Raw genomic sequence first — 26,632 nt, 5'->3', positions numbered from 1 at the left:
CTCCACATTGTATTACTATTATTGCTCTGCATATTCATTCTAGACGAAAGTGACTTACTAGGTTACTTTTTCTTTCATTCATAGACGAACAAGAATAATTAACTTCTATCATAGCACCTGAATAAATCCTCGTCAACCTTGCCCCAAACTTTTTTGTCAAAGGTCACATGGATGCCCCTTCAAACCGCTTCAATTGTTCCGAAGTTCCAAAAACGATAACAAGGTCGTCTTCCATTATCGTTTTAGCAGCATCGGGGTTGTTAATGATCTCCGGCCCGCGTTTAATAGCTACAATGTTCACTCCATATTCTTCTCTGATCCTGGCTTCCTTTAAAGTTTGACCGATAAGTAAAGAAGTGGATCTGATTAGAATTTCTTCAATATTGTAATCATTGCTCTGATCGTGAAGCACGGTCTCCACGTATTCGACGCTGATTGGTTTTGTAATGGCAGTCGCCATTCTCTTTCCACCTATGTTTGAGGTGTTAATCACTTTATCCGCACCCGCCCGGTACAGCTTCTCTTCGGAAAAGTTTCGTTCAGCTCTTACGACCGTATAGATGTCAGGCTTAATCCCTTTTACCGTAACGGTGATAAATATATTATCCGCATCATTAGGGAGAGTCACAACCACCCCTCTTGCCCTCTCCAGTCCTGCCTGCAGCAGGATCTCGTCCTCGGTAGCGTTTCCTGTAATGCATAACGTCCCCTCTGGCAGTCGGGCAATCACGTCTTCATCTGATTCAATGACTACCAGCGAGTGACTTTCTTTATGTAACTGATGAAGGACTTGCTGCCCCACTCTGCCGAACCCGCAGATAATGATGTGATCCTTTAGGTTTTTAATTTTTTGATTCATTTTCCTTTTCCTCATTTCATTGGAAAATTCACCGTTGATAATTGCTCCAGCCGCTTGAGCCAGAATATAAGTTGTTACCCCAATTGCAATCGGAATGAGAATAAGGGTTAAAACCTTGCCTGCCATTGTATCTGGAGAAATATCCCCGTACCCGATGGTTAGCACGGATACAACCGCCAGCCACAAAGCATCAAAAAAAGAAAGCTGTTCCGTAATCATATATCCAATAATTCCGAAAAGAACAAGCATATGCAACAGTAATAAGGAAACGAAAACTTTGCGTTGATCCATCAATCCCACCTCAAGTTATCCCTTTCTTTTCCTATAGTACCATTAGAAGGGGTTACGGAGTAAGATGAAATGTATCATTTTGGAAGCCTTCCCGTATAGACAACAAACGAGAAGTACCAAACTATGCTTTTCCCTTTTTAAACCACTCTATTCAAATTTTCTAAATTTTTTGTCGAAAAAGGATGAAATTTATTTATATTTTGTTATACTACTTATTAACGGAACATTTAAGGAAAATGTCCTTAATTTAAAGGAGGAACATTTTTGAACAATATAAAAGAACTCATTTCATTTATAGAAAGCGATATTCTGAATATTCGCAGGACGCTGCATCAGCATCCAGAGCTCAGCAACCAGGAATATCAGACATCTGCTTTAGTAAAAGAGAAACTTACGGAATACGGAATTGAATTCCAAACCGGCTTTGCTAATACCGGCGTTCTTGGAATTATCCAGGGAGGACATCCGGGAGGGACCGTAGCGCTCAGAGCCGATATGGATGCCCTTCCGATCCAGGAAGCCAACCAGCATGAATTCGCATCTGAAAACGACGGAAAGATGCACGCATGCGGACATGACGCCCATACGGCTATGCTGCTCGGCGCCGGTTACGCTCTTCAACAACAAAAAGAAGACCTTCATGGCACGGTTTTACTCGTCTTCCAACCCGCGGAAGAGACATCTCCTTACGGCGGTTCCCAGCCTATGCTTGACGATGGAGTGTTTGATCAATACACCCCGGACGTCATTTACGGACAGCATGTATGGCCAAGCCTCCCTGTCGGTCAAGTAGGTATTCGGGATAAAGAAATGATGGGAGCTTCCGACCGATTTAAAGTGACTGTTAAAGGAAAAGGCGGACATGCGAGCATGCCTCATGATGGCAATGATGCTTTAATTATTACCAATCAAATCATCTCTAGTCTTCAGACCATTGTCAGTCGGAACGTAAATCCTCTTGATTCAGCAGTTGTAACCATTGGCCGGATTGAAGGCGGCTATGGGTACAATGTTATTCCCGAACAGGTGGTTTTCGAAGGTACCGTACGTACTTTTAAACTAGAAGTGAAGGAAAAAGTAAAACAACGTTTCCACAGGGTTATTCAGCAGACGGCCGAAGCATTCGAGGGAGAGGCAGAAGTAACTTATTATGACGGCTACCCCGCGACCATTAATACACCAGAATGGGCTCAGACAGCCCGCAAATCAGCCCAGCGTCTTTTAGGTGAAGAGGCAACACCTTCTCTCGATCCAGCTTTAGCCGGAGAAGATTTCTCCAGATTCCTGCTTCACTACCCGGGAGCCTTTATCTGGATCGGCACTCAAATTGAAGATGCCGACAATCAAAAACCACTTCACGATTCTGGTTTTCAATTGAATGAAAAGGCCCTGCCGATCGGAAGTCGTTATCTAGTCCAGGTGGCACTGGATACACTACAAAGCCTGGCTGAAAGTAAAGAAGGTGACCGAAGTGCCTCATAACGATTCATTCATTCAGGCTATCCAGCCTAAATTAACTGAATGGCGCCGTCATTTTCATAAATATCCTGAACTTGGGTTTATGGAATACTGCACCACCTATACCATTGGCCAGGAATTAGAGAAATTGGGCTTTACTTTATATGTAGGAAAAGATGCTCTACAAAGCGATTCCAGATACGGTGTTCCTGATGAAGAAACGCTTCAGGAAAAGGAAATAGTAGCTTCCGCGTCCGTAGATGACCGATGGCTTGCAGACATGAAAGGCGGTCACACCGGATTAGTCGCGGTTTGGGATACAGAACAAGCCGGCGACCACCTTGCTTTCCGCTTTGATATCGATGCTTTGCCGATTACAGAAGCTGAAGATGAACAGCACTTCCCTTCTAAACACTCTTTTGTATCCAAACATACAGGTGTTATGCATGCTTGCGGCCATGACGGACACACCACCATCGGCCTTGGACTCGCTCATTTCATTGCGGAGAATAGTTCAGACTTAAACGGGAAGTTTACCCTCCTGTTCCAACCGGCCGAAGAAGGCGGGCGAGGCGCAAGAGCGATGACAGACAAAGGCTGGCTCAATGGCGTGGACTATTTTTATTCCGGACATATCGGAATTCAGGATCTGCCTGTTGGAACGGTGGCGGCCACCACCAAAGGGTTTCTGGCATCAGCAAAATTAGACGCCCATTTTAACGGCCAGTCCTCTCATGCGGGTATGAAACCCGAAGAAGGGCGCAATGCCTTACTCGCAGCAGCCACGGCAGCGACTCAATTGCATTCCATCCCCCGGCACAGTGAAGGCATCAGCCGGGTGAACGCAGGAAAACTGATAGCCGGCAATGGACGTAATATTATATCGGACCGCGGCTTTCTGGAAATCGAAACGCGTGGGGAAACGAAAGCCATAAATGCTTATATGCAAAAGGAAGCCAGACGTATGATTCAGGCTGCGGCGGACATGCACCAGGTCGATGTAGAGATTGATTTCGTAGGTGAAACGGAGCAAATGATTTGCGATGATTCCCTTGCTTCCTACATCTCAAAAGTCTGCGAACCTAGTGCGTACATCCATGAAGTGATCCCTGTGGCTCGCGTGTCAGGCTCAGAGGATGCCAGTTTCATGATGAATGAAGTCCAATCCCAGGGCGGCCAGGCAACTTATATGCTCTTCGGCACTCATTTACCAGATAATCACCATTCCCCTTCCTTCGATTTTGAAGAAGAGGTCTTAACCACAGCACTGGATACGTACATTCACATCATAAAAGGGGGGCATTTGCTTGACTAACTTAGAAGAATGGATGAATCAACATCTACTTGAATTAAATCTCACAGACGAGATGGATTATGAAAATGGATTTACTCGGCTGAGCTACTCGGAAGAGGAAAAACAAGCCCAGCAGGCCTTCAGCCGAATTGCTGAAAACCTTGGGCTTGATGTTCACTACGATCGGGCCGGCAACGTCTGGGCAGACTGGAAAACGGATACGGAGGCTCCAGTTGTCGCGCTCGGGTCTCATGTCGATACAGTGAGTTCCGGCGGAGGGTATGACGGTGTTGCTGGTGTATTGACAGCCCTTGCCGCAATTAAACTTCTGAAAGATGAAGACTATACTCCCCACAAAAATATAAGCGTCATTTGTTTTGCTTCAGAAGAATCAGCCAGATTCGGCGTATCCACAATCGGCAGTAAAGCTGTCAGCGGTCTGCTTGATAAAGACGATGTTGCAGACGTTGAGGACGCAGAAGGCGTAACCATTAAGGAAGCAGTAGAATCATTCGGCTTATCCTGGGATACAATCGATCAGGCTGAAAAAGGCGAGAAAGAATTAGAAAGCTTTTTAGAGCTTCATATTGAACAAGGCACTCAGATTGAAAATAACGGAGCAGATATCGGAATCGTTCGCGGGGTGGCCTGTCCGATTCGTCTGCAGATCACAGCTGAAGGAATGGCTAACCACACAGGGACAACACCGATGCACCGAAGGTCCGATGCTTTCGCAGCCATCGCGCCGCTTATCACGTTTGTAGAGGAACAAGCCAACCAAATGAACGAAGAGCAGGACGTGCCTCTGGTAGCGACCGTGAGCACCGTTCATCTTCATCCGAATGTGATGAACGTCATTCCGGGTCAGGTAGAGCTTGGAATTGATATCCGCAGCGTGGACGACACTTTGAAAAAAGAGCTGGCCGATCGAATTGAAGCTTTTTGCAGAAAAATTGAAGCTAAACGAAAAATACAGGTTCACGTCAACACACTTGTGAACAATAACTCCGTATTTTTAGACCCGAATCTTCAAGGAAAGCTCGCGCAAGTAGCAGACCAACTCCAGTTAAACTCTATGGAAATGGATAGCGGTGCCGGGCACGATGTTATGAATATGGCCGAAAAATGGCCGTCTGGTCTTCTCTTCATTCCTTGCGAAGAAGGGATCAGCCATCATCCGAAAGAATACGCGTCCAACGAAGATCTGGCCAAAGGGGCCAGAGTAATGGCTGAATATCTAAAAGGTGAAACAGGTGAAAAGCCATGAAAACAACGATCGGAGTCATTGCACCTCATGACTCCTTGCAACAGATTATGTATGTAGCCAAGGAATTTGAGACGATCACATTTGTTCCTTATTCCTATGAACAGCTATCGGAAGTAAGCGACATTTTAACTCAACACCGATACGAAGTTGATCAATGGTTTTTCTCAGGCGTTTTGAATTATACGTACGCGATCGAAAATGAATTGATTACCGAAAATGAAGGAGCCTATCCTCCTCTTCACGGAGCGAGCTTCTTCGGAATTCTCCTTGAGGCTCAATTGGCCTCTAACCAAGTTTACCGGAAAGTCGGTATCGATACGATTGAAAGTGAAGAGTTTGAGAAGATTCTCTCTTATTACCAGCTTGAGGAATTATCCTATTATAATCATCCTTTTAAAAGTGGACAAAGTTCTGATGATCTCGTCCACTATCACACTCAATTATTTGAAGAAGGGAAGACGGAAGTCGTTATTACCTCTATCAAATATGTTTACCAGAAACTAAAAGATAAAGGAATCCCGGTTTTTCGTGTGACTCCATCTTATTTATCCATCAAGCTGATTATCCAGTTTCTTGAAGAACGGGCGCAGACGAACCTCTACCGTAATTCACAGGTAGCCGTCATAGGCTTTCGAATAAATATGGACCCTGAGCATTTAGAAGAACTTTATTATTCCTTCAAAACGAAGTATCAGGAACTTGATGTCCGACGTGCGCTTTACTCTATTGCCGAGAAAACCAATGGATCCGTCATGCAGATGGGTGATGGATTATTCTTCATTTTCACAACACGTGGAGAACTAAGCCATGAATCAGAAGCCGATTTATTTACCCTGATTCAGGATATCCGCCTTCAGACGAACCTTCAAGCTAAAGTATCGATTGGGTTTGGCGAAACTGTCCTTCAGGCAGAACAGCACGTAAGAATTGGTTTCCGTCACGTTAAAGAGTACGAAGAACCCGTCATCCTGGTGGTCGATGACGATCAATCAATTTCACTCAAACAGCAGAAAGAACAGATTGATTATCAGTCGACCGATGTAGGGCAAGCCTGGAAAGAGAAGCTGAAAGATGCGAACCTCAGCCCAGGGGTCGTCTCTAAAATAGTCTCTTATGTGAAACACTACGGTCGCGAACAGTTTTCGTCTCAGGATCTGTCCAGGTGGCTAAAAAGCACAGAACGAAACGGAAGACGAATTTTATCCGAAATGGAACGTGTCGGGATTGTGGAGCAAGCCGGTGAAACACAATCTGGTGAACGAGGCCGGCCGAGGAAGGTCTTTCAGTTCCTCCCTTTTTAGGGAGGAAGAGCCTTCATGCAACTAGACTCATGACGTTTACACAGTTTTTGGCTAAAAACGGAAGTATTAAGGAAAATTTCCCAAATTAATTGGAAGGGTGAAGCACATGAGTAACAACAATGAACAGTCGAGTAAAGGTATGGCAAGATTTTTAAACTTTATTGAACGAGTCGGTAACAAGCTGCCAGAACCGTTCATGCTATTTGTGTACTTGGCCGGATTTACGATTCTCTTCTCCTGGGTCGTTTCACTATTTGGTGTAACTGTGGAAGAACCAGGTACGGGAGAAGAAGTGGCCATTCAAAGTCTGGTTTCAGGAGATGGACTGGAATACATTCTAACCTCCATGCTTGATAACTTTACTGGATTCGCACCACTCGGCCTGGTATTGGCTATGATGTTAGGTATTGGTCTTGCTGATAAAGTTGGCTTACTGGAAACAGCTATTAAGAGTACCATCTTGAAAGCACCAAAATCACTGATTACCTATGCGGTTATTTTTGTCGGAATATTAGGAAACCTGGCTTCCGATGCCGCTTTTGTTATTGTGCCTCCTCTTGCCGCTATGGTTTTCTATACAATCGGACGCCACCCGCTGGCTGGTTTAGCCGCAGGTTTCGCAGGAGTCGGTTCTGGTTTTACAGCTAACATTATTATTGCTGGTACAGATGCTTTGCTTTCCGGAATTTCAACAGAGGTTATGCAAAGTATTGGCTCTGATATCGTGGTTACACCTGTCGATAACTGGTACTTCATGATTGCATCTGTTGTGGTTCTCTCTATTACAGGGGCTCTTATTACCGAAAAAATCATTGAACCCCGCTTAGGAAAATACGAAGGTGAAGGTTCTGAAAATGAACTGGAGGCAAGTACGACACTAGAGAAAAAAGGTTTTAGAAATGCTGTTATATCAGGCTTAGTCTTTATCGCTATTCTTATTATTGCTCTTGCATGGCCTGGATCCGCATTAAGAAACGAAGAAGGCGGCATCATTCCGTCTCCATTTCTAGATGGCATTGTTCCTATTATTTTATTCTTCTTCATCACAATCGGTATCACCTATGGTGTGACGGTTAAAAAGATCGAATCTACTCGCGATATTTCCGGGTTTATGAGTGAAGCGATGAAGGATATGTCCGGATTTATTGTCCTGATTTTTGCGGCCGCTCAGTTTATTGCTTACTTTGACTGGACCAACATTGGTACGTGGGTCGCTGTCAGCGGTGCGAATGCACTGGAAGCTATGAATATGACAGGCTTGCCGGTCGTTGTTGGCTTCTCCATGCTGACCGCACTGATGAACCTGCTAATCTTCAGTGGATCTGCCCAATGGGCGCTTGAAGCACCGATCTTCCTGCAGATGTTCTATCTATTGGACTATCACCCTGCATTCATTCAAGCAGCTTATCGTATTGCCGATTCCTCAACAAACATTATCACCCCAATGAACCCATATATCATCGTGGTTCTTGCCTTTATGCGGGAGTACAACAAGAAAGCTGGCTTAGGGACATTGATTTCCCTCATGCTTCCGTACAGTATTATCTTCTTCGCCATCTGGGTCGTACTGTTAGTTGCCTTTGCACTGCTTGGCATTCCATTCGGTCCTGGTGTCGATATGTATATTAATCAATAATTGAATTTATAGAACGCCTGCTTTTAAATAGCAGGCGTTCTTTTTTTATTGCTTAACTTAACTTCCACCACCCCTTTAGGCTTTTCTAAAAGCAAAATATTCAGCTAAAGGGCCGGATAGTTGAAGACTCAGTTTCGAGATACTTTTATGACAAGAAAGGTCCTGCGGGGGATGATTCGCTTTCCGCGGGCATGTGCTGAGCCTCCTCAGTCTTCGACTTCCGGGGTCTCACCGATCATGTTTATCCCGCAGGAGTCTTCATCATCCCCCTCCGGACCTGGCCAAATCAGAAGCTCGAAACCACTTCAACCATCACCTGTGTGATGAGGAATGAGACCATGTGGTTTTGTACCTATTTTAGGATGTAACGATGCACAATAGCCTGTCATAAAAGCATTTCATACAGATTAAGGAGGAGAACCTTTCTCTTCTAGTAGGGGCCGTTTTTCTTAATCAAGTTGGGTTGGTGGGGAAATGACGAGACTCCCATGGGAGAAGAGACTAGGTGAGATCCCGCAGGGAGTGAAACGAGCGAGGAAGCTCACCGTTCCCCCATAGGAAAGCGAGTTATTTCCCCACCAGCCCTTGTCCATCTAACGTAAAGGACCCATTTATCTCGAAACTGAGTCTTCAACAAACGGGAGCTTATCTTAAAGAATCAACTTGGAGATTTAATAGAGCTATCAAAAAACCTCACTTTATCGATAGCACTATGTTTATACAATGACTCAATGGGAACAGGTAAACACACGAACCTAATCTACTATAGAAAGCAGGTGTCTTCTATGTTTACGTTTCTTTCAAGTCGAGACGCATCCACTATAGTAATAGACATTAGAGAGAAATTAACGGGTCATGACGCGAGAATGCTTGATGATTATATACAAGGCTATTTTGATGATGATCAAAATTTTAAAGTTTTAGCCTTTGTTCCTGAACTTAACGGTTCCACTCTTGAAGGTTTCTGGGAAGGTACAAAGGTTAATTTAAAACGATGGAGACAGTTTTCAAAATTCGCAGTAGTTACTGAAAGAGCACTGATAGAGCTAGGCACACAGGCAGCAGATTATTTACCAGGTTTAAAGGCACAGGATTATAAACCGAACCAGTTGGAAGAAGCGTGGAACTGGTTAATAGAAGATTGAGAAACTGACCTTAAAGAATCAGCCCCCGGGGAGGTTGTTTTTTTGTCCATTTTATTAAGGCGGATTTATGATGAAAATAAAACTTTAGGAGGCCATAGGGTACTGATTGATCGTGTCTGGCCAAGAGGAATTTCTAAAGAAGATGCAGAACTTGACGAATGGCTTAAGGAAATTGCTCCAAGCCCGGATCTTAGAAAATGGTTCAACCATGACCCTGCTAAATTTAATACTTTTAAAGAAGCTTATCGTAAAGAAATTAAGGCTAATTCTGAAGCACAATCCAAAATTCAAGAATTGAAGGCAGTGGCAGCGGATAAACGTTTAATTCTCCTATTCGGAGCTAAAGATAAAGAACATAATCACGCGGTCGTGCTAAAGGAAATAATAGAAGATAAATAAAGCTCAGTCCTGGACTGAGCTTTTATTTATCCCTTATTAATTTATACGTACCGATTCCTTTTGCCAGCATCGTCCCTTCAGAATCATATAACTCTCCTTCTGCCGTTACAATCCGGTAACCTTGCTGCAGGATCCTCCCCTTTGCCGTTATGCTGCCGCCTGCCGAAGGTGCCAAATAGTTAATATTTAAATTCATCGTTGTACACCGGGTTTTAGTCGTAGAGCGAATGGCCATTCCAATAATCAAGTCAAGCATGGTCGCATGAACACCTCCATGGAGAGTGCCATTCACATTAAACAGCTTTTCTTGAATGGGGAGATTCAGAAGAACATTTCCCTCTTCGAAATGAATAATCTCAAACCCAATATGGGAAAAGAATGGACTGGCTTCAAAACTTTCACGTACTTCATCAATCGTTTTTGTCATGCCTTTCCCTCCCTATTGACCGGCCCATTACTTTAAAAGTCCCGGCCGCTTTGGCTGTCAGGTTTCCATCACGGTCCATTACGCTTCCTTCACCTGCAATCACTTTTCCATTTCTCCAGATTATTGTACCCACTGCAGTAAATGGTCCACGATTCGCAAAGTCGAAATAGTTGATGTTTAAATTTACTGTTGTAGTTGGCTGCTGGATCGATTCCCCTATGGTTGAACCAATCACAATATCGAGCATGCTTGAGAATATACCAGGAGGGATAGTGCCTTCGGCCGATAGAATTTCCGGCTGCACTTGAAGGGTGAGAAGAATTTCACCTTCTCGTCCCTTATGTTTAGTACAGCCTATGTGTTCAAAAAAAGAAGATTGACCTCTCACTCTGAAACCCCTCCCTACATTTTTTCAACCAAAATGGCCATTCCTTGTCCGCCGCCGGCACATAAGGTGGCAATTCCTTTTTGTTCGTCTCTTCTTATCATCGCATGTAAAAGCGTCTTCAAAATTCTTGCCCCGCTTGCTCCAACTGGGTGTCCAAGAGCAATCGCTCCACCGTGAATATTGACTCGGTCCTCATCCAGGCCTAGCTCCCGAATGACCGCCAGTGATTGAGAAGCAAAAGCTTCGTTCAGTTCTATAAGACCGACATCTGCTATCTTGGTAGACGTCTTCTCAAGCAGTTTCTTAACGGCAGGAATAGGTCCAATTCCCATAACTTCGGGAGAAACTCCCGATACAGCCCAGTCTGTAATCCTGGCCATAGGCTTTAGACCTAATGACTTGGCTTTTGATTCCTGCATGATCACGAGAGCAGCTGCTCCGTCATTCCTGCCGCAGGCATTACCCGCAGTTACAGTTCCATTTTCCTTGAAAACGGGTCGCAAGCTTGCGAGCTTATCTAACGACGTTTGAGGCCTGGGATGCTCATCACGATCTACAATCAAAGACTTTCTTCGCTCGATTACTTGGACTGGAACAATTTCATCTCTGAACGTTGAAGCATCCAAAGCGATAGCTGCCCGCCTTTGGCTTTCAAAAGCAAAAGCATCCTGGTCTTCTCTTGAAATAGAATAGCGTTCGGCAACATTTTCTGCCGTTATTCCCATCCCAAGCTCATTTCCATAGATTTCCTCAGGCTGCTGACCAGCTTCCTTATTTGAATCGACTAAAGTTGGCTGATCTCCCCCAAATCTTGAATTTCTTAAGTAGATAGGAGATTGACTCATACTTTCTGTGCCACCAGCTACAATAACCTCTGCTTGTTCAAAAGCAATTTGCTGGACCCCCGAGGCAACAGCCTGCATACCAGAAGCACAAAGCCGGTTAATTGTAAAAGCGGGAGAAACTTCAGGAATGCCTGCCCGTAAAGCTGCGACTCGGGCAACATTAGAAGACTGAGTGGTCTGCCGGACCTCTCCCATAATCGCTTCATCCACCTGCTCCGGGGAAAGCCCTGCCCTTGAAACAGCTTCTCTTATGGAGATGGAAGCTAAATCGGCTGAGGATAGATTTTTAATGGCTCCTCCATATTTTCCCATCGGTGTTCGGACTGCACTTACAATCACAACCGGTTCCATCATTTATACTCCCCTCTCCCGTTCACAAGCTGTATTCCTTTTTCAACTGGCTGGAAATAATGTTCTTCTGAATTTCAGACGTTCCTTCATAAATTCTCGTAATTCGTGCATCGCGAAAGAAGCGCTCAATTGGATAATCAGATATGTAACCAATGCCGCCGTGAACCTGAACAGCTTTATCAGCTACCCGGTTGTACACTTCTGATCCATATAATTTGAGCATCGCCGCTTCTTTAATTACTTTCTGACCTTGATCCACCATCCACGCAATCCGGTACGTAAAGGAGCGAAGCGCTTCGATTTCTACGGCCATCTCCGACACCATATGAGCCACAGCCTGATGTTCAATGATTGGTACACCAAATTGTTCTCGTTCCTGTGTAAACTGCATCGATAAGTCCAGTAGTTTCTGGCAGGAGCCTAAGTTTCTGGCGGAGAGCCCTGCCCTTCCGTTCGCAAGGATTTTTAGAGCATTCACATACCCCTCCCCCTCTTTTCCCAGCACATTCTCGATAGGAACTTCACAATCTTCTAAAATAATTTCAGCTGATTGAGATCCATGGAGCCCCATTTTAGGTTCAATAGCTCCGACCTGGAAGCCTGGAAAATCTTTTTCCACAATAAACGAGGTAATTCCTTTCGCCCCTTTGCTTGCATCCGTTACCGCCATTACGGTGAAGATATCAGCTTCTGTGGCATTGGTAATATAGTGCTTCGTTCCATTAAGGATGTACTTGTCTCCACGTTTAACCGCAGTCGTCTTTAAATTGGTCGCATTCGAACCTGCACTTGGTTCGGTGAGGGCAAAAGCTCCGATCGAATCTCCGCGTGCGAGCCTCGGCAGGTATTTCTGTTTTTGAGCTTCGTTCCCCATTTCCACAATACCGACCGTACCAATTCCCGTGTGACCGCCAACCAGCGTGGTGTAGCCATTATGAGTGGCTCCAATTTCTTCATATAAAGCACACTTTCCTACCATCCCTATACCAAGACCGCCGTATTCTTCTGGAATGCTTAGACCAAACAACCCCATTTCTTTAGACATCTCGATGATATGTTCGGGAATTCTATCCTCTCTCTCAATCTCCATGGCTACCGCTTCTACTTCAGTTTGAATAAAATCGCGCACGCTGTTCTTCAACATTTGAATATCTTCATCAAAATTAAAATCCATCGTCAGCACTCCCTGGATTACAAATTTTAAGAATCTACCTTCCCCAGTTGAATCACTGTTTACGGACATGGGGAGGAATTACTTCGCTGGTTTTAGCTTTCTCTTCCTCTATCAGTTTTCGCTTTAATAATTTACCGACTGTATTTCTAGGAAGTTCTCCACGAATCTCGTAATGCTTCGGCACTTTATACCGGGCTAAACGGGTGGAACAGTATTCTTTTAACTCATTCACCTCCACCTTGTGCTGTTCTTTCAAAACCACATAGGCTTTTACAATTTCCCCCTTATCCCTATCTGGAATTCCCACTACCGCTGCATCTTTTACAGCTGGATGTTCATATAAAACGCTTTCAATTTCCTGTGGATAAATATTAAATCCGCCATTAATAATCATCTCTTTTTTCCGTCCCACTATATAAAAGTATCCATCTTCATCACACATGGCGAGATCTCCCGTATATAACCAGCCATTCCTTAACGATTGGCTTGTCTCTTCTGGCTGATTCCAATAACCTTTCATAACCTGCGGGCCTTTAATGATGAGCTCTCCTACACTATTGATCGGAAGAATCTCATCGTGATCATCTACAATCCGACAATCCGTCCCAGGAAAAGGCAGACCTATACTTCCTATCTTTCTTATTCCGCCGGCAGGGTTCCGATGGGTAGAAGGCGACGCTTCTGAAAGACCGAACCCTTCTCCAATTATGGCCCCCGTTAAACTTTCAAACCGTCTAATAATCTCTACAGGAAGTGGAGCGGATCCACTTGAACAAAACTTCAGCGAATCGAGTCGATAGGATTCTATATTTGGAAACTGGACAAAAGCACTGTACATCTTTGGAACACCTGGAAAAAAGGTAGGCTGATACTTTTTAATTTTTTCTGCTACATCATTTACTTTGAATTCAGGAATTAACAGAATTGTGGCGCCAAGATAGATACCGAGATTCATAGCACTTGTCATGGCATACACGTGATAAAGAGGGGTAGCAGCAAGGACGATTTCCTTCCCCTTATCCATTAGCTTTCCATACATCGTATGGCTCTGAACAACATTAGCCACTAAGTTGTAATGAGTCAGCATAGCGCCTTTAATTTTACCGGTCGTTCCCCCTGTGTATTGAATCACAGCTACATCTTCTTTAACTGAGATAGGAATATCATTTTCCAGAGGATATGCTTTGTTTATAAGATTTTCTAGCGACTCGGGAAGATCTCGCTCTGCTTTTGAGACAAAGACAAAAGTAATACCGCTTTTTTCCTTTACTTGATTAACAAGTAATCGATTGTATTCCTCAGCCACCAGATAGTTCATACCGGAGTCTTCAATGATATGAAGCAGTTCCCTTTCTGTATAGCGCGGATTGATTTGAACGACGGTCAGGCCGAGCCTTTGAGCAGCATAATAGGCCGTGATATAGTCCGGGTGATTGGAAATCATCAGGCCGACTCGTTCGCCTTTCGTTAATCCAAGTTCATTCCACGCTCCGGCCAGCCGGTCTACATTCTCTTTCAATTGCTGATAGGTGATCTGGCAATCTTCATACACGATTGCCGTTCTCTCGCCGAATTCATGAGCCGATTCTTTAAGTAGTGTATAGAGAGACTTTTCTGGAAGGTTTATTTCTGTCTTCATTTCCGGAGAATACGATGAATACCATGGGCGATTTTTTAAATCCTTCACATACAGTCCCCCTTCTTTACACTTCTTCCTTCACCTCATCATAAGGCCATGCCGGGAGTGATCGTGATAAAGTCTTATCAGACCGATACCCAAGCACGTACTCCGCCTGCATGACCGTATGAATTTCCCGTGTACCTTCATAAATGACAGGTGCTTTCGAATTTCTTAAAAATCGCTCTACCGGATATTCATGTGAATAGCCATAAGCCCCGTGGATTTGAACAGCATCATTCGCTGCTTCATTGGCAAAATCACAGGCCTGCCATTTGGCAAGGGACGTTTCCCGCGTATTCCGTCTGCCCTGGTTTTTTAATTCCCCCGCGCGAAATACGAGGAGGCGGGACATTTGATAGCCAGCTTCCATCTTAGCGAGCATCTGCTGGACCAGCTGATGCTTGCCGATTTCTTTACCAAACGTTTCTCTTTCGTGGCAATACTTCACGCTTTCCTCAAGGCACGCAAGAATCTGTCCGCATGCACCGGCGGCCACCGTAAAGCGCCCATTGTCGAGAGCGGCCATAGCAATCTTAAACCCTTCTCCTTCTTCTCCGAGCAGATTTTCTTTCGGCACCTTTACATGATCAAAAAATAACTCTCCCGTGTTACCTGCCCGGATACCAAGCTTGCCTTTGATGGCCTGGGACGAGAATCCCGGCATAGTCCGTTCCACGATAAAAGCCGATATCCCTTTATGCTTCTGACTTTTATCTGTATAGGCAAAAACGAGGAAGTGATCGGCATGGTCGCATAAAGAAATCCACGTTTTCTGCCCATTTAAAATATAGAAGTCTCCTTCTTTTGTGGCAGTCGTTTTTAAAGAGGCAACATCGGATCCAGCATTGGGCTCAGTTAATCCAAATGCCCCTACTTTTTCTCCCTTTGCCTGCGGAATGAGGTACTTCTGTTTCTGGGCTTCATTGCCCCATTGCAGCAGTGTCATACTATTTAAACCTGTATGAACAGAAACAGCCGTACGGAAGGCAGTGTCTCCCCGCTCTAATTCTTCACAAACAATCGCGAGCGTATTGTAATCCATTCCACTCCCCCCGTACTGTTCAGGAATACAAACTCCCATCAGATCAAGGTCTGCGAGACGTTTCATAATAGAGGATTCAAAATGACCCTTTTCATCCCATTCCTGAATATAGGGATTGATTTCCTGATCTACGAATTTACGAACCACTTTTCTAACCATTTCCTGTTCTTCCGTTAATTCAAAATTCATCATTAAAATCTCCTCCTTGTTTTATTAATATCAACGCCTAACTCAACAGGAACATTTTTATTAAATTTCAGTGTTGATTTTTTAAAGATAAATCTCAATTGCGTAAGACAAAGTTTCGAGATATTTGAATAGAAATGTCCTGCGGGGGACGATTTCGCTTTCCGGTTCTGCGGGATCTCACCGATCATGTGCATCCCATTCTTACACTTTTTTTAGTCTTACTCGAAAATCTGGACATAAATGATAAGAAGATCTATCCAGCTCCAGCACCTAGCGTCTAGTGAGACTTCCCTCGCTTCTGTACGATAAGTCAACATCGAATCGCTACGCTCTTCGTGTTTCCTTTATCTCCGCCAGCTCAGTCCAGTCCATACGCCGCTGACCAAGGTGCTTCCGCTTCTAAGCTAGGAGTCTTCATCGTCCCCCGCCGGACCTTGCGATATATGGAGCTCGAAATCATGTTTGAAACACTCTGGTTTATGATGGAGAGACATTTTTAACAACGAGCTTATCTACATGTATGAATCCCGTTATATAAGCATTTAAGGCGGATCAAGTACCTCTTTTCATCTATTGAAGGGTCCGTTCACGCTTTAATCATAGGGTGGCGAAGGAAACAAGGAGACTCCCGCGGGAGAAGGAGCTAGGCGAGACCCCACAGGGAGTGTAAACGACCGAGGAGGCTTGCCAGTTCCCCCGCAGGAAAGCGAGTTGTATCCGTAGCCCACCTCATCTACTTTTCGGCGACGGACCCGAATTATCTCAAAACTTAGTCTTCCGCAATCCGGCCCTTTAGCGGAATAACCCGCTTATGAATTACAACGTTCACCACAACCTTCCTTTCAGGGCTGTGTATGTATAAAAAGAAGCCAGCTATATGGTGTAGTCTCTTCATACAACTGGCTCCATCAGACTTACTCGTTCACGTTAATCGTGACTATTTCACCGTTTTCGACAGCCGCAATCCGTAAACCTGTAGTAAATCCTCCATCTTCTTCAATCTGCTTAATCGTGTACACTTCTTTCTCTTCAGGAATCGCATCGAGTCCGTCCTGCATGTGAGAGCGGATGGCTGAAGGATCATCAACCGTTCCTGCAGCTTTCATAGATTCCATAAAGGCATACATCGAAACGTAGTGATAACCAGCTTCAGACCCTGGCTCTTCACCATATTCCTCTTTATATTTTTCAATAAATTCAGCGGTCCCTGGATAATCTGAATTTACAAGCGGCGTTACACCGACCGCCCCATTCAGCATGTCAAATGAACCAGTGACAGTTTTCATTTCATTCAGCTTGGCCTGATCCATCACGATAAACCCACCTTCAAAACCCAACTCCCTTGCCTGTTTGGCTACCTTAGCTGTTGGCTCAGATGGGCCGCCAATAAACAGCACGTCCGGATCGCCTTCTAAGGCATTAGTAACTAATGTGAAGAAGTCCGTATCCTTAGAGAAATCAATGGAAGAATTATAGACCACTTCTCCGCCTTGCTCTTTCCAATGCGGCAGCAGGGCTTCTGTCCAGTCTTTTCCGTACTGGGAGGACGTTGGAAGAGCCGCAATTTTCTTACCAAAGTTGTCCATAGCATAAGTAGTGAAAGGTTCGATATATCCATCATAGCTCGGTGGAATTCGAACCGTCAGCTCGTTGCCTTCAGCCGTCACTGCCGGCTCACTCGTGTAGGCTCCAATAAGAAAGTTTTCCTTCTCATTGAACACTTGCATGGCCTTTACGCCTCCGCTGTGCGGGGTATAAATAATGGGCGTGCTATTTTCCTGAAGCAGACGTTTGGCATTAGCCGCCGTCTCATTCGGGAGGTATTTATCATCCAATGATACGAGATTATACTTATACGTTTGTCCATCAATCTCGAACCCGCCACTATTGTTGATTTCTTCAACTGCCATTTTCAGACCGTTCAACGATCGTTCTCCATAATAAGCTGCCGGCCCGCTCAAAGGTCCCGTATAACCAATGTTAACCAGTTCTTCTCCCTCTCCAGCTTCCGTTGCTTCCGTTTGATTTTCTCCGCCCCCATCACCAGACGCTGAATTGGACGAATTATCAATACATCCCCCTAAAATAAACAGAACCGAAAGCATCACCAGAAAAGCAGATAATTTGAAAACCTTCATTAGATCTCCTCCTTAAGGATAGGTGTTTTGTCTTTGACCGAACGCTGCTCCACTGTCTTCTATCCATCATCATCAGGCTCCAATATAAGCCCTGCGAACCGTATCATTGGCTAACAACTCTTCGGATGATCCCTGCACAACCATGGATCCACTTTCAAAGACATATCCCCTGTCCGCAATTTTTAAGGCAGCAAAGGCATTCTGTTCAGCTAGCAAAACGGTTGTACCATCCTTATTGATCTTCTGAATGACCTCAAACATCTGCTCTACAATAAGAGGAGCAAGTCCAATGGATGGCTCATCAAGAAGCATCATTTTCGGCCGGGACATTAACGCCCTGCCGATTGCGAGCATCTGCTGCTGCCCTCCACTCAACGAGCCGGCCGCATTCTCTTTTTTCTCGCGTAGAATTGGGAAAAGTTCATACACCTCGGAAATGGATTCTTTTACTTGTTTCCGCTTCTTGCGGTGAACATAGGCTCCCATAATCAAATTTTGATGAACAGACATTTGCGGAAACAGCTTGCGGTCCTCTGCACACTGCACAATTCCTGCCTGGACAATCTTATCTGGTGATAAACCCGTGATCGACTTTCCTTCAAAAATAATGTCTCCGGCGCTTGGTTTTTGAAGTCCGCTGATAGCATTAAACGTTGTACTTTTACCCGCTCCATTTGAACCAAGTAAAACGACAAGCTCTCCCTCTCCCACTTGAATATCAATATCTTTAACTGCCGCAAAGCTTCCATATTTCACCGACACATTCGATAACTCAAGCACTGGCGTCACCTCCCAGATATGCTTCAATAACAGCCTGGTCGTTCATGATTTCCTCAGAAGTTCCCTCTGCAATTTTTTCACCGTAATTTAAAACCATGATCTTGTCGGCAAGCTTCATAATCATTTTCATTTTGTGTTCAATCAAGCATACGGTGATGCCCCGCTTGACCATTTTTTCCATCAAAGCTGCCAGGCCTTCCGTTTCTCCCGGATTGATTCCAGCAGTCGGTTCATCGAGAAAAACAACCTCCGGATCCGTAGCCAGCGCAAGTGCGAAAGCAACCCGCTTCTTCTCTTCCTGGGATATATTCACGGCAAGCTCGTCCCTTACATGCGTCAATTCAACGAAATCAAGAACCTCCATCGCCTTGTCCCGGCACTTTTTCTCCTCCTCTTTATAACGTTTGGTTCGGAGGACTGCATCGAACAGGTTGGAGCGCGTCCTGAGCCGGTGTCCAACGATCACATTGTCAAGAACAGTGGATTGTTCAAAAAGATTCGTGGTCTGGAAGGTGCGTGCTACCCCTAAAGTAGCGATCTTATTAGGAGGCAGCTTCGTAATATCCTTCCCTTTATAAAAAACCTGCCCGGAACTTGGCGTGTATGACCCGCTTACTAAGTTAAAAAACGTAGACTTCCCGGCCCCATTCGGACCGATGATCGCGTTGATCTTACCCTTTTCAATCGTGAAATCTACTTCGTTAACGGCGACCAGTCCCCCAAACTTCTTCGTGAGCTTTCTGGTTTCAATAAACATTCCTTACCCCTCCTTCACCTTTTTCTCTGAATCTTCCTGTGGCTGACGAACATAGGAAGGCTTCTTCGGCGGAACGGCTTTCTTTTTCTTCGCTTTTCTCTTCATTCGAAAGTCAAGATACGCACCCGCAATTCCCCTTGGATAAAAAATAATCAGCAAAGTTAAGAGCGGACCGAAAATAAGCATCCGATAGTCTTGTAAAAATTGAAGAGATTGAGAGACGCTCACAATAAGAAAGGTTCCTACAATTGGACCAGCAAGAGTCCCGAGACCTCCGACAAGTAAGTAGGTTAGAAAATCAAAAATAATTGTAATGTAGCCAATATCAGGACCGATAAACCTGATAAAAGAAGCATACAGGGCTCCCGCAAGACCAGCGAAAAACGTAGAGAGGACAAAGACGAGCAGCTTATTTTTCATCGTAGAGATCCCGATCGTCTGAGCCAGGTCTTCACTATTCCGAATCGCGATAAACGTACGGCCTGAAAGAGAATGGACAATCCGGTACATTACAAAAATAGTAGCCAGTAAGAAAAAGAGAATCAGGTAATATTGAGAGAGAGGCGTTTCAAACGAGATCGGACCGATGGCTGCGGGCGCAGGAATTCCTATCAATCCGCGTACACCGCCGGTCAGGCTGTCCCATTTATCGATCACCAAATAGATGATATACCCGACACACAGCGTGTAGATGGCAAAAAAGTGTTCCCGGGTCCTCAACGCAACCAGCCCTACGACAAAACCAATGGCACTTGTAATGACACAGGCAAGTACGAGAGCAATCCAGTAGTTCAGCCCTGCTTTAACCGTCAGCAGTCCTAAGGCGTAAGCTCCAATGGCAAAAAATCCAGCGTGGGCAAGGGATAGATAACCCGTATAACCTGCCAGAAGATTCAGTCCATAAACTGCAATCATCCAGATGAAGGCAAGGGTTAGCACATGCAGAAAGTAATCATTTTGCGAAAGAAAAGGAAACACGACCGCCAATAAAACAAATCCGATAAGCCAGCCTCTTTTCCTGAGAAATGCACCCATTTAAAAACCCTCCCTGGAAAAAAGTCCTTTAGGACGAATGGATAGAATAATCACGAGAAGTAGAAAAGCAATGAGGTCTTTATAATCATTAGAAATATAGGTGGCGCCAAGACTTTCCGTAAATCCAAGGATATAACCTCCAAGGATTGCTCCAGGAATGCTGCCCATTCCACCAAGGATGATTATGACAAAGGCTTTCAGGATGACAAGGTGTCCCATTCCCGGAAAAACAAGATTGATCGGGGCCGATAAAGAGGCGGCAATGGCTGCCAGCCCGCCGGAAATCATAAAGGTAAGCATCGCGACTTTATTTGTATTAATTCCGACCAAATGTGCTCCTTCCCGGTTTTGCGCCATGGCAATGATGGTGGAGCCGATATACGTCTTTTTCAAAAACAGATAGAGCAGAACCATGGCGGCTATGGCTCCGACATTGATAAGCACACGCTGCATCGTAGCCGTTGTGCCAAAAAGGTTAATGACTTGTCCATAAGGTGTGGTCATGGTGCGGTAGTCGGCTCCCCAGATCAACTGAGCAAATGCTTCGAGAAACAACAGCATTCCGATGGCCGCAATTTTATCGTGGATCGGAGGGGCATTTCGAAGCGGGTGAAAAACCAGCCGATCCATAAGAACCCCAAGCAGTCCCACCACAAGAACAGAAACCGCCATGGCTATCCAATAATGAATTCCCCATAACAGCATCATGGTCAGAGTGATATAAGCACCAAGCATGTATAAAGCACCATGGGCAAAGTTAGGAATGTGAAGGATGCCGTAAACGAGTGTCAGTCCTAATGCAACCAGACTATAAACACTGCCAATTGTCAGCCCATTGAATAGCTGCTGAGTTAAAATATCCATTGAACTTCCCCTTTAACCAGATTTTGAAGTCCGGGACGCCCAGGTGACACAGCGAAAGATCGTCCCTGGGACTCCCTGACCAATTCAATCAATCCTTAACTGCCCTGCACCTTCTCACGCTCCTGCTCCTGCAGCTTACGCCACAAAATTTTTCCACTATTGGTCGTAGGAAATTCTTTTCTGAACTCCACCAATCTTGGATACTTATAGGCAGCCATCCGCTCTTTGGACCAGGCCACAATCTCTTCTTCTGTCACTTCTCCTTCGTACCCATCATTTAAAATGACGAAGGCTTTAATATTTTCACCTTTTCGCGGATCTGGCACGCCAACTACACAAGCCTGCTGAACGGCGGGATGGTCATACAGAGCTGACTCCACCTCTGTCGGCCATACGTTAAATCCGGAAGCATTGATCATCCGCTTCAAGCGATCGACGATAAAGAAATACCCTTCCTCATCACAGCGTCCAATATCTCCGGTCCGGAAAAAGGACTTGCCGTCTATATCTATAAAAGCGCTCTCATTTTCGTCCTCACGATTGTAATAGCCGAGCATGACTTGAGGGCCGTTTACAATAATCTCTCCAATCTCCCCCGTTGGAACTTCTTCATTGGTCGCCGGATCAATAATACGCGAATCTACATTAAAGGACGGGATGCCAAGACATTGAAGCTTTGGCCTTTCAGGCGGATTGAAATGGGTTTGAGCAATGGTCTCTGATAAGCCGTACCCTTCTACAAATTCAAGCTCTGTCAGATTGTATAGCTTTTCTCCAAGGGCTTTTGGAAAAGAGGCTCCCCCGCCGGATATCGCATAAAGTGAACGAAGGTCCTCTGCTTCAACAGCAGGGTTAGCAAGGAAATCAACCAGCATCGTGCTGATCGCCACCCAGTGTGTGCATTGCTGATCGCGAATCAGCTGCCTTGCAGCTTCGCGATTCCATCTTGTCATAAGGACTATCTTATTCCCGCTGAAAATTGGCATCAGCATGCTATGAATCATTCCGGTCACGTGAAATAACGGCAGAGTGGCTAATGTACTTGAATCTGACGTCGCGCGAGCCCAGTGATAAGCTCCAATGGTGTTCGCCTGTACGGTGCGGTTGGTATGCATACAACCTTTTGGCAGTCCGGTCGTTCCTGAGGTGTAAGGAAGTACGGCTAAGTCATCCGCTGCCACCGATTGCTCCTGTGGTTCTGCTTTACGCTTCAGAGCCTCTGCCCATATATGCAGATGATCCCCTGTTAAAGACGCTCTTGCTGCAGACACTTCTGGCGGAAGATAATCTTCCAGTTCGTTTCCTTTATAATCGGAATAAGCAGCCACAATCAGATGTTCAAGCGATGTACTTTCCACTAATGGCTCGACCACTTCCAGGAATTCCTGCCCGATCAAAGCATTTCTTATCGAGCCATCCTTAATGTAAAATTCGAGTTCATTTGTTTTCAGCATAGGATTAATCGGGACCACTACTGCTCCCGCTCTTAAGATGGCATAATAGCCAATAATGAATTGGGGAGAGTTTTGCAGGAATAATAGAATTTTCTCCCCCTTGGTCACTTCTAAGTATTGCTGTAAATAACCAGCCAGATCATCAACCTCTGCCAACAGCTCACGGTATGTCAACGCTGCCCCGTAATAATAGATCGCTTCGTGCTCGGGGTAACGCGCTGCAGATACTTTCAGATTGTCATAAATAGATGTTTCTGGCACGGTAAGTGTTTTCGTTAATTTCGGCCAGAAATCATAGTGCTTCGTTTTCATGAATACCTCTCCTTTTTCAAGTTCAGATCCAAAGAACTTTTGTAAGCGTTTTCTTTTTTAGAAAAAATTAAGTAATCATCCATCCGCCATCTACTAATAAATCTGACCCCGTCATGTAGGAAGCTTCGTCTGACGCAGCAAAAGTAATCACCTTTGCAATTTCTTCAGGCCTCCCCACCCGCCCGAGCGCCGTATTGCGCTGAATGGCTTCTTCAAATCGCTTATTTTTTAATCCTTCTTCAGTCAATGGAGTTTCTGCAAAACCAGGGGAAACCGAATTCACCCGGATCCCATAAGGAGCAAACTCTAACGCCAGTGACTTGGTAAAATTGATGACCGCCGCTTTGGAGGAGCTGTAATGAGGGATCTTGGCCCCTGCTTTATGTCCAGATAAGGAAGCGACATTTACAATCGACCGATTGACTTCTCCCTCATCTTGCTCCTTACTATTGATCATGAGACGTCCAAGTGCTTTTGAAACCAGATACACGCTTTTTAAATTTGTGTTCTGGATTCTGTCCCACTCTGATTCTTCCATATTAAGAATGCTAGAATTCCCTGAGGTTCCCGCATTGTTTACAAGAATGTGAAGGTCTCCTGACTTCTGCTCAATAAAATCAGCCAGCCCCTGTACTTCCTCTTCTTTCGTCACATCCGCCTGAAAAATAACAGCTGCGGGTTCACTCAGGCCATCATTAATCTGCTGAGCTGCTCGCTCGAGCTTGGATACAGTCCGTCCCACCAGAATAACTTGAGCCCCCTCGGAGGCAAGCCGGGCAGCCGTCTGTTCGCCAATTCCGCTGCCCGCGCCCGTTACCACAGCTATCGTACCTTTAAATCTAGAAATGATTACCCTCTCCTTTCTTCTTATGAATTCTGTACAAGATGACTTTCAAGTGCATCACGCAAATGTTGTGGGATCGTTTCACTTTTCTGCGCTTCATAATTAAAATGAACGACTACGGCTTCCGAATCTGCAATCCGTTCTCCAGTGTTGGCTGCTTCTATGCTGTGAGTAAAGTAGAAGCTGCTGTTTCCAATGTGTGAGACCCAGGAAGACACGATCAATTCCTGCCCAAAATAGGCCTGACTGACGAAATCGCACTTCGTGGAAGCCAAAATGAACTGGCCAGATGAGTTCAGCTCCTCCGGAATTACTTCCTGAAAGAATTTCCCCCGGGCTTCCTCTAGATAAATGAAATAACTCGTATTGTTTATGTGCCCCGCCATATCCGTTTCACAGAACCGGACTCTCACTCGTATTTCATGATTCAAGTGTCACCCTCCCTTCTAACCGGTTAGTATCCTTTGAATAAACCCCTTTAATAAGGGAAGCGATCACGTTAGTCGCTTTTATTAATTCCATTTAACAGGATCTCTACATAAATGTCTGTGAGTTCTTCAGCTGATACATCTCCCTCAGGGTTATACCAGTAATAACTCCAGTTTGTCATTCCTAGTATTCCGCGCGTAACCATGTCGGCATGGAGGTCTTCCTGAAACTCTCCTTTACGAATACCTTCTTCCACAAGCTGCTGTAGATTTTTACGGAACTGATCTCTTTTTTCAACATTCTGCTCCAGGTACTTGGGCCCCAAATTACGCATTTCACGGAAAAAGATCCTCGCGCTTTTTTTTCGCTCGTTAATACTTTGCAGAACCATATAAATCATCGCACGCAACTTTTCCCTGGAATCCTTTGCTTCATCCTGAAGAATTTCATCCTGTTTTTTAAGGAGAAATTCAATGAAGTTTAAATGAATCGTCGTTAACAATTCCTGTTTATTAGTAAAGTAATAATAAAATGTACCTTTGGTGACTCCCAGTTCGTCCACGATTTCCTGAATCGACGTTTCCGTGAAGCCTTTTTTGTCAAATAGATGAATGCTGACATCAATCATTTTCTGTTTCATCGCTGCATTGTCCTCTCGTTTAGGGATGATACGTTATTATAACATTCCTAAATCACACGAAAACGACGGATTTCATCCACGTTCAAGAATCATCGCAATTCCCTGACCACCGCCGATGCAAGCTGTAACTAAAGCGTATTGACCACCACTTCGTTTCAGTTCATAAATGGCTTTAGTCGCAAGAATGGCTCCTGTCGCTCCCAGAGGGTGCCCGTGAGCAATCGCTCCTCCATTAACATTCACTTTCTCAAGATCCATCTCCATTTCTTTATTACAAGCAAGTACCTGCGCAGCAAACGCTTCGTTAATCTCGATAATGTCCATATCATCCAGACCAAGACCCGTCTCTTCCAATACTTTCTGAGTGGCAGGCACAGGACCGATTCCCATAATATTTGGATCTACTCCGGCCACGGCGCAAGCCTTCACAGTGGCTAATGGAGTCAAGCCTGCTTCATCTGCTTTTTCTCTCGACATAACCATCAGAGCAGAAGCAGCATCATTTAAACCAGAGCTGTTTCCAGCGGTTACCGTTCCTTCTTCAAGAAAAGCCGGACGTAATTTAGCCATACCCTCCACGGTTGAATCAGGTCTTGGGTGTTCATCTACCTTAAATTCAATGGGGGCGCCTTTTCGAACGGGTATCTCAAGCGGTACGATCTGCTCTTCAAACCGTCCTTCCTCTATCGCCATCCCCATTCTTTGCTGGCTTTGCTGAGCGAATTGATCTTGTTCTTCTCTTGGAATGCTGTATTTCTCCGCAAGATTTTCAGCCGTAATCCCCATCGGAGGATCACCAATCTCTTTTGGTGCCAACTGTGATTTCTTAAACTTCGGAGGAACCGGGCTGAAAGCTCTTTCCGGGCGCTCCATCAAGTAAGGCGCCTGACTCATACTCTCCGTGCCACCGGCCACATAGACATCTCCACTGCCTGCTCGAATGGCCTGCGCAGCGAGATAAATGGCATTGAGACCGGAGCCGCATTGCCTGTCCACTGTTAAACCAGGCAGGTTAATAGACAGCCCCGACTGTAAAGCCGATAGACGCGCCACATTGCCGCCACCGCTTAACACGTTTCCCATAATTACATCTTCAATCATATCCACGTCGACTCCAGCTCGTTTGACTGCTTCCTTAATCACTTCTGCTCCAAGCACATGGGCTGGTACTTTGGCTAGTGTCCCTCCCTGCTTGCCTATCGCTGTTCGTACCGCTGATACAATAACCGCATCACGTTCTGTCATAATTTCACTCCTCTATTTTTTGTCTCTATTAAATTTCCGTGATTATTTTAAAGTTAAGCTCCCTTTTCTGGAAGACTTGATTTCGAGATATTTGTTGAGCAGAAGGTCCTGCGGGTGACGATTTCGCTTTCCGGCCCTGCACGACGCAGGGTCGTTCGACGTTGCCACAGGACGTGGCGTTCTTAGTCGAACCTCCTCTTCTGTGCTGAGCCTCCTCGAGCAAGCTCTACGGGGTCTCACCGATCATGTTCATCCCGCAGGAGTCTACATCGTCCCCCTCCGGACCTTGCAATATATGGAGCTCGAAATATGTTTAAAAAACGCTGGTTTATGATGGAGAGACATTTTTAACAACGAGCTTATCCAGCTGAATGAATCCCGTTATAT

General features: G+C 45.1%; 24 protein-coding genes. 7 read left to right on the top strand and 17 right to left on the bottom strand.

Annotated features, from left to right (window positions below; all coding sequences use genetic code 11):
- Nucleotides 1-163 precede the first annotated feature (163 nt).
- Entirely contained in the window at nt 164-1,150 is a 987-nt protein-coding gene (locus HBHAL_RS02870; protein ID WP_014641830.1) for a potassium channel family protein, read from the bottom strand.
- 264 nt (nt 1,151-1,414) lie between these two features.
- Here HBHAL_RS02870 and HBHAL_RS02860 point away from each other — a divergent pair, with 264 nt between their 5' ends.
- From HBHAL_RS02860 to HBHAL_RS02830, 7 genes are all read left to right on the top strand, one after another.
- Nucleotides 1,415-2,632, top strand: coding sequence for a M20 metallopeptidase family protein (locus HBHAL_RS02860; protein ID WP_014641829.1), 1,218 nt, complete (start codon nt 1,415-1,417; stop codon nt 2,630-2,632).
- Nucleotides 2,622-3,923: an amidohydrolase gene (locus HBHAL_RS02855; protein ID WP_014641828.1), complete on the top strand. Its 1,302-nt coding sequence runs from the start codon at nt 2,622-2,624 to the stop codon at nt 3,921-3,923. Before HBHAL_RS02860 ends, HBHAL_RS02855 begins: the two co-directional genes overlap by 11 nt.
- Nucleotides 3,916-5,169 carry a M20 family metallo-hydrolase gene (locus HBHAL_RS02850; RefSeq protein WP_014641827.1) on the top strand — a complete coding sequence of 418 codons (1,254 nt, stop codon included), beginning with the start codon at nt 3,916-3,918 and terminating at the stop codon, nt 5,167-5,169. The genes HBHAL_RS02855 and HBHAL_RS02850 overlap by 8 nt, the downstream gene beginning before the upstream one ends.
- The gene (locus HBHAL_RS02845) at nt 5,166-6,470 is read left to right on the top strand and encodes a hypothetical protein (RefSeq protein WP_014641826.1); all 1,305 of its coding nucleotides are present in this window, start codon (nt 5,166-5,168) and stop codon (nt 6,468-6,470) included. The genes HBHAL_RS02850 and HBHAL_RS02845 overlap by 4 nt, the downstream gene beginning before the upstream one ends.
- A 106-nt stretch (nt 6,471-6,576) precedes the next feature.
- Complete coding sequence (locus HBHAL_RS02840) at nt 6,577-8,106, top strand: AbgT family transporter (RefSeq protein ID WP_014641825.1); 1,530 nt, start codon at nt 6,577-6,579, stop codon at nt 8,104-8,106.
- 731 nt (nt 8,107-8,837) lie between these two features.
- Nucleotides 8,838-9,251, top strand: coding sequence for a SpoIIAA family protein (locus HBHAL_RS02835; RefSeq protein ID WP_087946032.1), 414 nt, complete (start codon nt 8,838-8,840; stop codon nt 9,249-9,251).
- Nucleotides 9,252-9,293: 42 nt separating this feature from the next.
- On the top strand, nt 9,294-9,650 hold the full coding sequence (locus HBHAL_RS02830; RefSeq protein WP_014641823.1) for a DUF488 domain-containing protein: 357 nt from the start codon (nt 9,294-9,296) through the stop codon (nt 9,648-9,650).
- A 22-nt stretch (nt 9,651-9,672) separates the two neighbouring features.
- Here the strand turns inward: HBHAL_RS02830 and HBHAL_RS02825 are convergent, their stop codons facing one another.
- The 16 genes from HBHAL_RS02825 to HBHAL_RS02750 form a co-directional block, all read right to left on the bottom strand.
- On the bottom strand, nt 9,673-10,077 hold the full coding sequence (locus HBHAL_RS02825) for a PaaI family thioesterase (RefSeq protein WP_014641822.1): 405 nt from the start codon (nt 10,075-10,077) through the stop codon (nt 9,673-9,675).
- Nucleotides 10,061-10,465, bottom strand: a complete 405-nt coding sequence (locus HBHAL_RS02820; protein WP_014641821.1) for a PaaI family thioesterase — start codon at nt 10,463-10,465, stop codon at nt 10,061-10,063. The genes HBHAL_RS02825 and HBHAL_RS02820 overlap by 17 nt, the downstream gene beginning before the upstream one ends.
- A 14-nt stretch (nt 10,466-10,479) precedes the next feature.
- Nucleotides 10,480-11,664 carry a thiolase family protein gene (locus tag HBHAL_RS02815; RefSeq protein WP_014641820.1) on the bottom strand — a complete coding sequence of 395 codons (1,185 nt, stop codon included), beginning with the start codon at nt 11,662-11,664 and terminating at the stop codon, nt 10,480-10,482.
- 19 nt (nt 11,665-11,683) lie between these two features.
- A complete protein-coding gene (locus HBHAL_RS02810) occupies nt 11,684-12,835 on the bottom strand; it encodes an acyl-CoA dehydrogenase family protein (protein WP_014641819.1) in 1,152 nt (383 codons plus the stop codon).
- A gap of 52 nt (nt 12,836-12,887) precedes the next feature.
- Nucleotides 12,888-14,522, bottom strand: coding sequence for a long-chain-fatty-acid--CoA ligase (locus tag HBHAL_RS02805; RefSeq protein ID WP_014641818.1), 1,635 nt, complete (start codon nt 14,520-14,522; stop codon nt 12,888-12,890).
- A 16-nt stretch (nt 14,523-14,538) separates the two neighbouring features.
- A complete protein-coding gene (locus HBHAL_RS02800) occupies nt 14,539-15,747 on the bottom strand; it encodes an acyl-CoA dehydrogenase family protein (RefSeq protein WP_041601525.1) in 1,209 nt (402 codons plus the stop codon).
- Between the two features lie 914 nt (nt 15,748-16,661).
- A complete protein-coding gene (locus tag HBHAL_RS02795) occupies nt 16,662-17,885 on the bottom strand; it encodes an ABC transporter substrate-binding protein (protein ID WP_014641816.1) in 1,224 nt (407 codons plus the stop codon).
- Between the two features lie 72 nt (nt 17,886-17,957).
- Nucleotides 17,958-18,665 (bottom strand): ABC transporter ATP-binding protein, encoded by a 708-nt coding sequence (locus HBHAL_RS02790; protein WP_014641815.1) that lies wholly within the window; start codon nt 18,663-18,665, stop codon nt 17,958-17,960.
- Nucleotides 18,658-19,422 carry an ABC transporter ATP-binding protein gene (locus tag HBHAL_RS02785; RefSeq protein WP_014641814.1) on the bottom strand — a complete coding sequence of 255 codons (765 nt, stop codon included), beginning with the start codon at nt 19,420-19,422 and terminating at the stop codon, nt 18,658-18,660. Before HBHAL_RS02785 ends, HBHAL_RS02790 begins: the two co-directional genes overlap by 8 nt.
- A 3-nt stretch (nt 19,423-19,425) precedes the next feature.
- Nucleotides 19,426-20,457 (bottom strand): branched-chain amino acid ABC transporter permease, encoded by a 1,032-nt coding sequence (locus HBHAL_RS02780; protein ID WP_014641813.1) that lies wholly within the window; start codon nt 20,455-20,457, stop codon nt 19,426-19,428.
- Nucleotides 20,458-21,321: a branched-chain amino acid ABC transporter permease gene (locus HBHAL_RS02775; RefSeq protein ID WP_014641812.1), complete on the bottom strand. Its 864-nt coding sequence runs from the start codon at nt 21,319-21,321 to the stop codon at nt 20,458-20,460.
- Between the two features lie 95 nt (nt 21,322-21,416).
- Complete coding sequence (locus tag HBHAL_RS02770; protein WP_014641811.1) at nt 21,417-23,087, bottom strand: long-chain fatty acid--CoA ligase; 1,671 nt, start codon at nt 23,085-23,087, stop codon at nt 21,417-21,419.
- 67 nt (nt 23,088-23,154) lie between these two features.
- Nucleotides 23,155-23,934 (bottom strand): SDR family NAD(P)-dependent oxidoreductase, encoded by a 780-nt coding sequence (locus HBHAL_RS02765; protein ID WP_041601170.1) that lies wholly within the window; start codon nt 23,932-23,934, stop codon nt 23,155-23,157.
- A 20-nt stretch (nt 23,935-23,954) separates the two neighbouring features.
- A complete protein-coding gene (locus tag HBHAL_RS02760) occupies nt 23,955-24,362 on the bottom strand; it encodes an acyl-CoA thioesterase (RefSeq protein WP_014641809.1) in 408 nt (135 codons plus the stop codon).
- 68 nt (nt 24,363-24,430) lie between these two features.
- On the bottom strand, nt 24,431-25,000 hold the full coding sequence (locus HBHAL_RS02755; RefSeq protein WP_014641808.1) for a TetR/AcrR family transcriptional regulator: 570 nt from the start codon (nt 24,998-25,000) through the stop codon (nt 24,431-24,433).
- A gap of 72 nt (nt 25,001-25,072) precedes the next feature.
- The gene (locus tag HBHAL_RS02750; RefSeq protein ID WP_014641807.1) at nt 25,073-26,245 is read right to left on the bottom strand and encodes a thiolase family protein; all 1,173 of its coding nucleotides are present in this window, start codon (nt 26,243-26,245) and stop codon (nt 25,073-25,075) included.
- Between the last annotated feature and the right edge of the window lie 387 nt (nt 26,246-26,632).

The sequence above is a fragment of the Halobacillus halophilus DSM 2266 genome, from assembly GCF_000284515.1.
Classification (GTDB): Bacteria; Bacillota; Bacilli; order Bacillales; family Halobacillaceae; genus Halobacillus; species Halobacillus halophilus.
The sequence above is the reverse complement of the archived record's forward strand: the minus strand, read 5'-3'. Positions and strand labels throughout refer to the sequence as shown.

Excerpts from the sequence above, each read along its gene's own strand:
- HBHAL_RS02870 (WP_014641830.1), bottom strand. The coding sequence starts at position 1,150 with ATGGATCAACGCAAAGTTTTCGTTTCCTTATTACTGTTGCATATGCTT.
- HBHAL_RS02845 (WP_014641826.1), top strand. The coding sequence starts at position 5,166 with ATGAAAACAACGATCGGAGTCATTGCACCTCATGACTCCTTGCAACAG.
- HBHAL_RS02840 (WP_014641825.1), top strand. The coding sequence starts at position 6,577 with ATGAGTAACAACAATGAACAGTCGAGTAAAGGTATGGCAAGATTTTTA.
- HBHAL_RS02835 (WP_087946032.1), top strand. The coding sequence starts at position 8,838 with ATGGGAACAGGTAAACACACGAACCTAATCTACTATAGAAAGCAGGTG.
- HBHAL_RS02825 (WP_014641822.1), bottom strand. The coding sequence starts at position 10,077 with ATGACAAAAACGATTGATGAAGTACGTGAAAGTTTTGAAGCCAGTCCA.
- HBHAL_RS02815 (WP_014641820.1), bottom strand. The coding sequence starts at position 11,664 with ATGATGGAACCGGTTGTGATTGTAAGTGCAGTCCGAACACCGATGGGA.
- HBHAL_RS02810 (WP_014641819.1), bottom strand. The coding sequence starts at position 12,835 with ATGGATTTTAATTTTGATGAAGATATTCAAATGTTGAAGAACAGCGTG.
- HBHAL_RS02800 (WP_041601525.1), bottom strand. The coding sequence starts at position 15,747 with ATGAATTTTGAATTAACGGAAGAACAGGAAATGGTTAGAAAAGTGGTT.
- HBHAL_RS02795 (WP_014641816.1), bottom strand. The coding sequence starts at position 17,885 with ATGAAGGTTTTCAAATTATCTGCTTTTCTGGTGATGCTTTCGGTTCTG.
- HBHAL_RS02785 (WP_014641814.1), bottom strand. The coding sequence starts at position 19,422 with ATGTTTATTGAAACCAGAAAGCTCACGAAGAAGTTTGGGGGACTGGTC.
- HBHAL_RS02780 (WP_014641813.1), bottom strand. The coding sequence starts at position 20,457 with ATGGGTGCATTTCTCAGGAAAAGAGGCTGGCTTATCGGATTTGTTTTA.
- HBHAL_RS02775 (WP_014641812.1), bottom strand. The coding sequence starts at position 21,321 with ATGGATATTTTAACTCAGCAGCTATTCAATGGGCTGACAATTGGCAGT.
- HBHAL_RS02770 (WP_014641811.1), bottom strand. The coding sequence starts at position 23,087 with ATGAAAACGAAGCACTATGATTTCTGGCCGAAATTAACGAAAACACTT.
- HBHAL_RS02755 (WP_014641808.1), bottom strand. The coding sequence starts at position 25,000 with ATGAAACAGAAAATGATTGATGTCAGCATTCATCTATTTGACAAAAAA.
- HBHAL_RS02750 (WP_014641807.1), bottom strand. The coding sequence starts at position 26,245 with ATGACAGAACGTGATGCGGTTATTGTATCAGCGGTACGAACAGCGATA.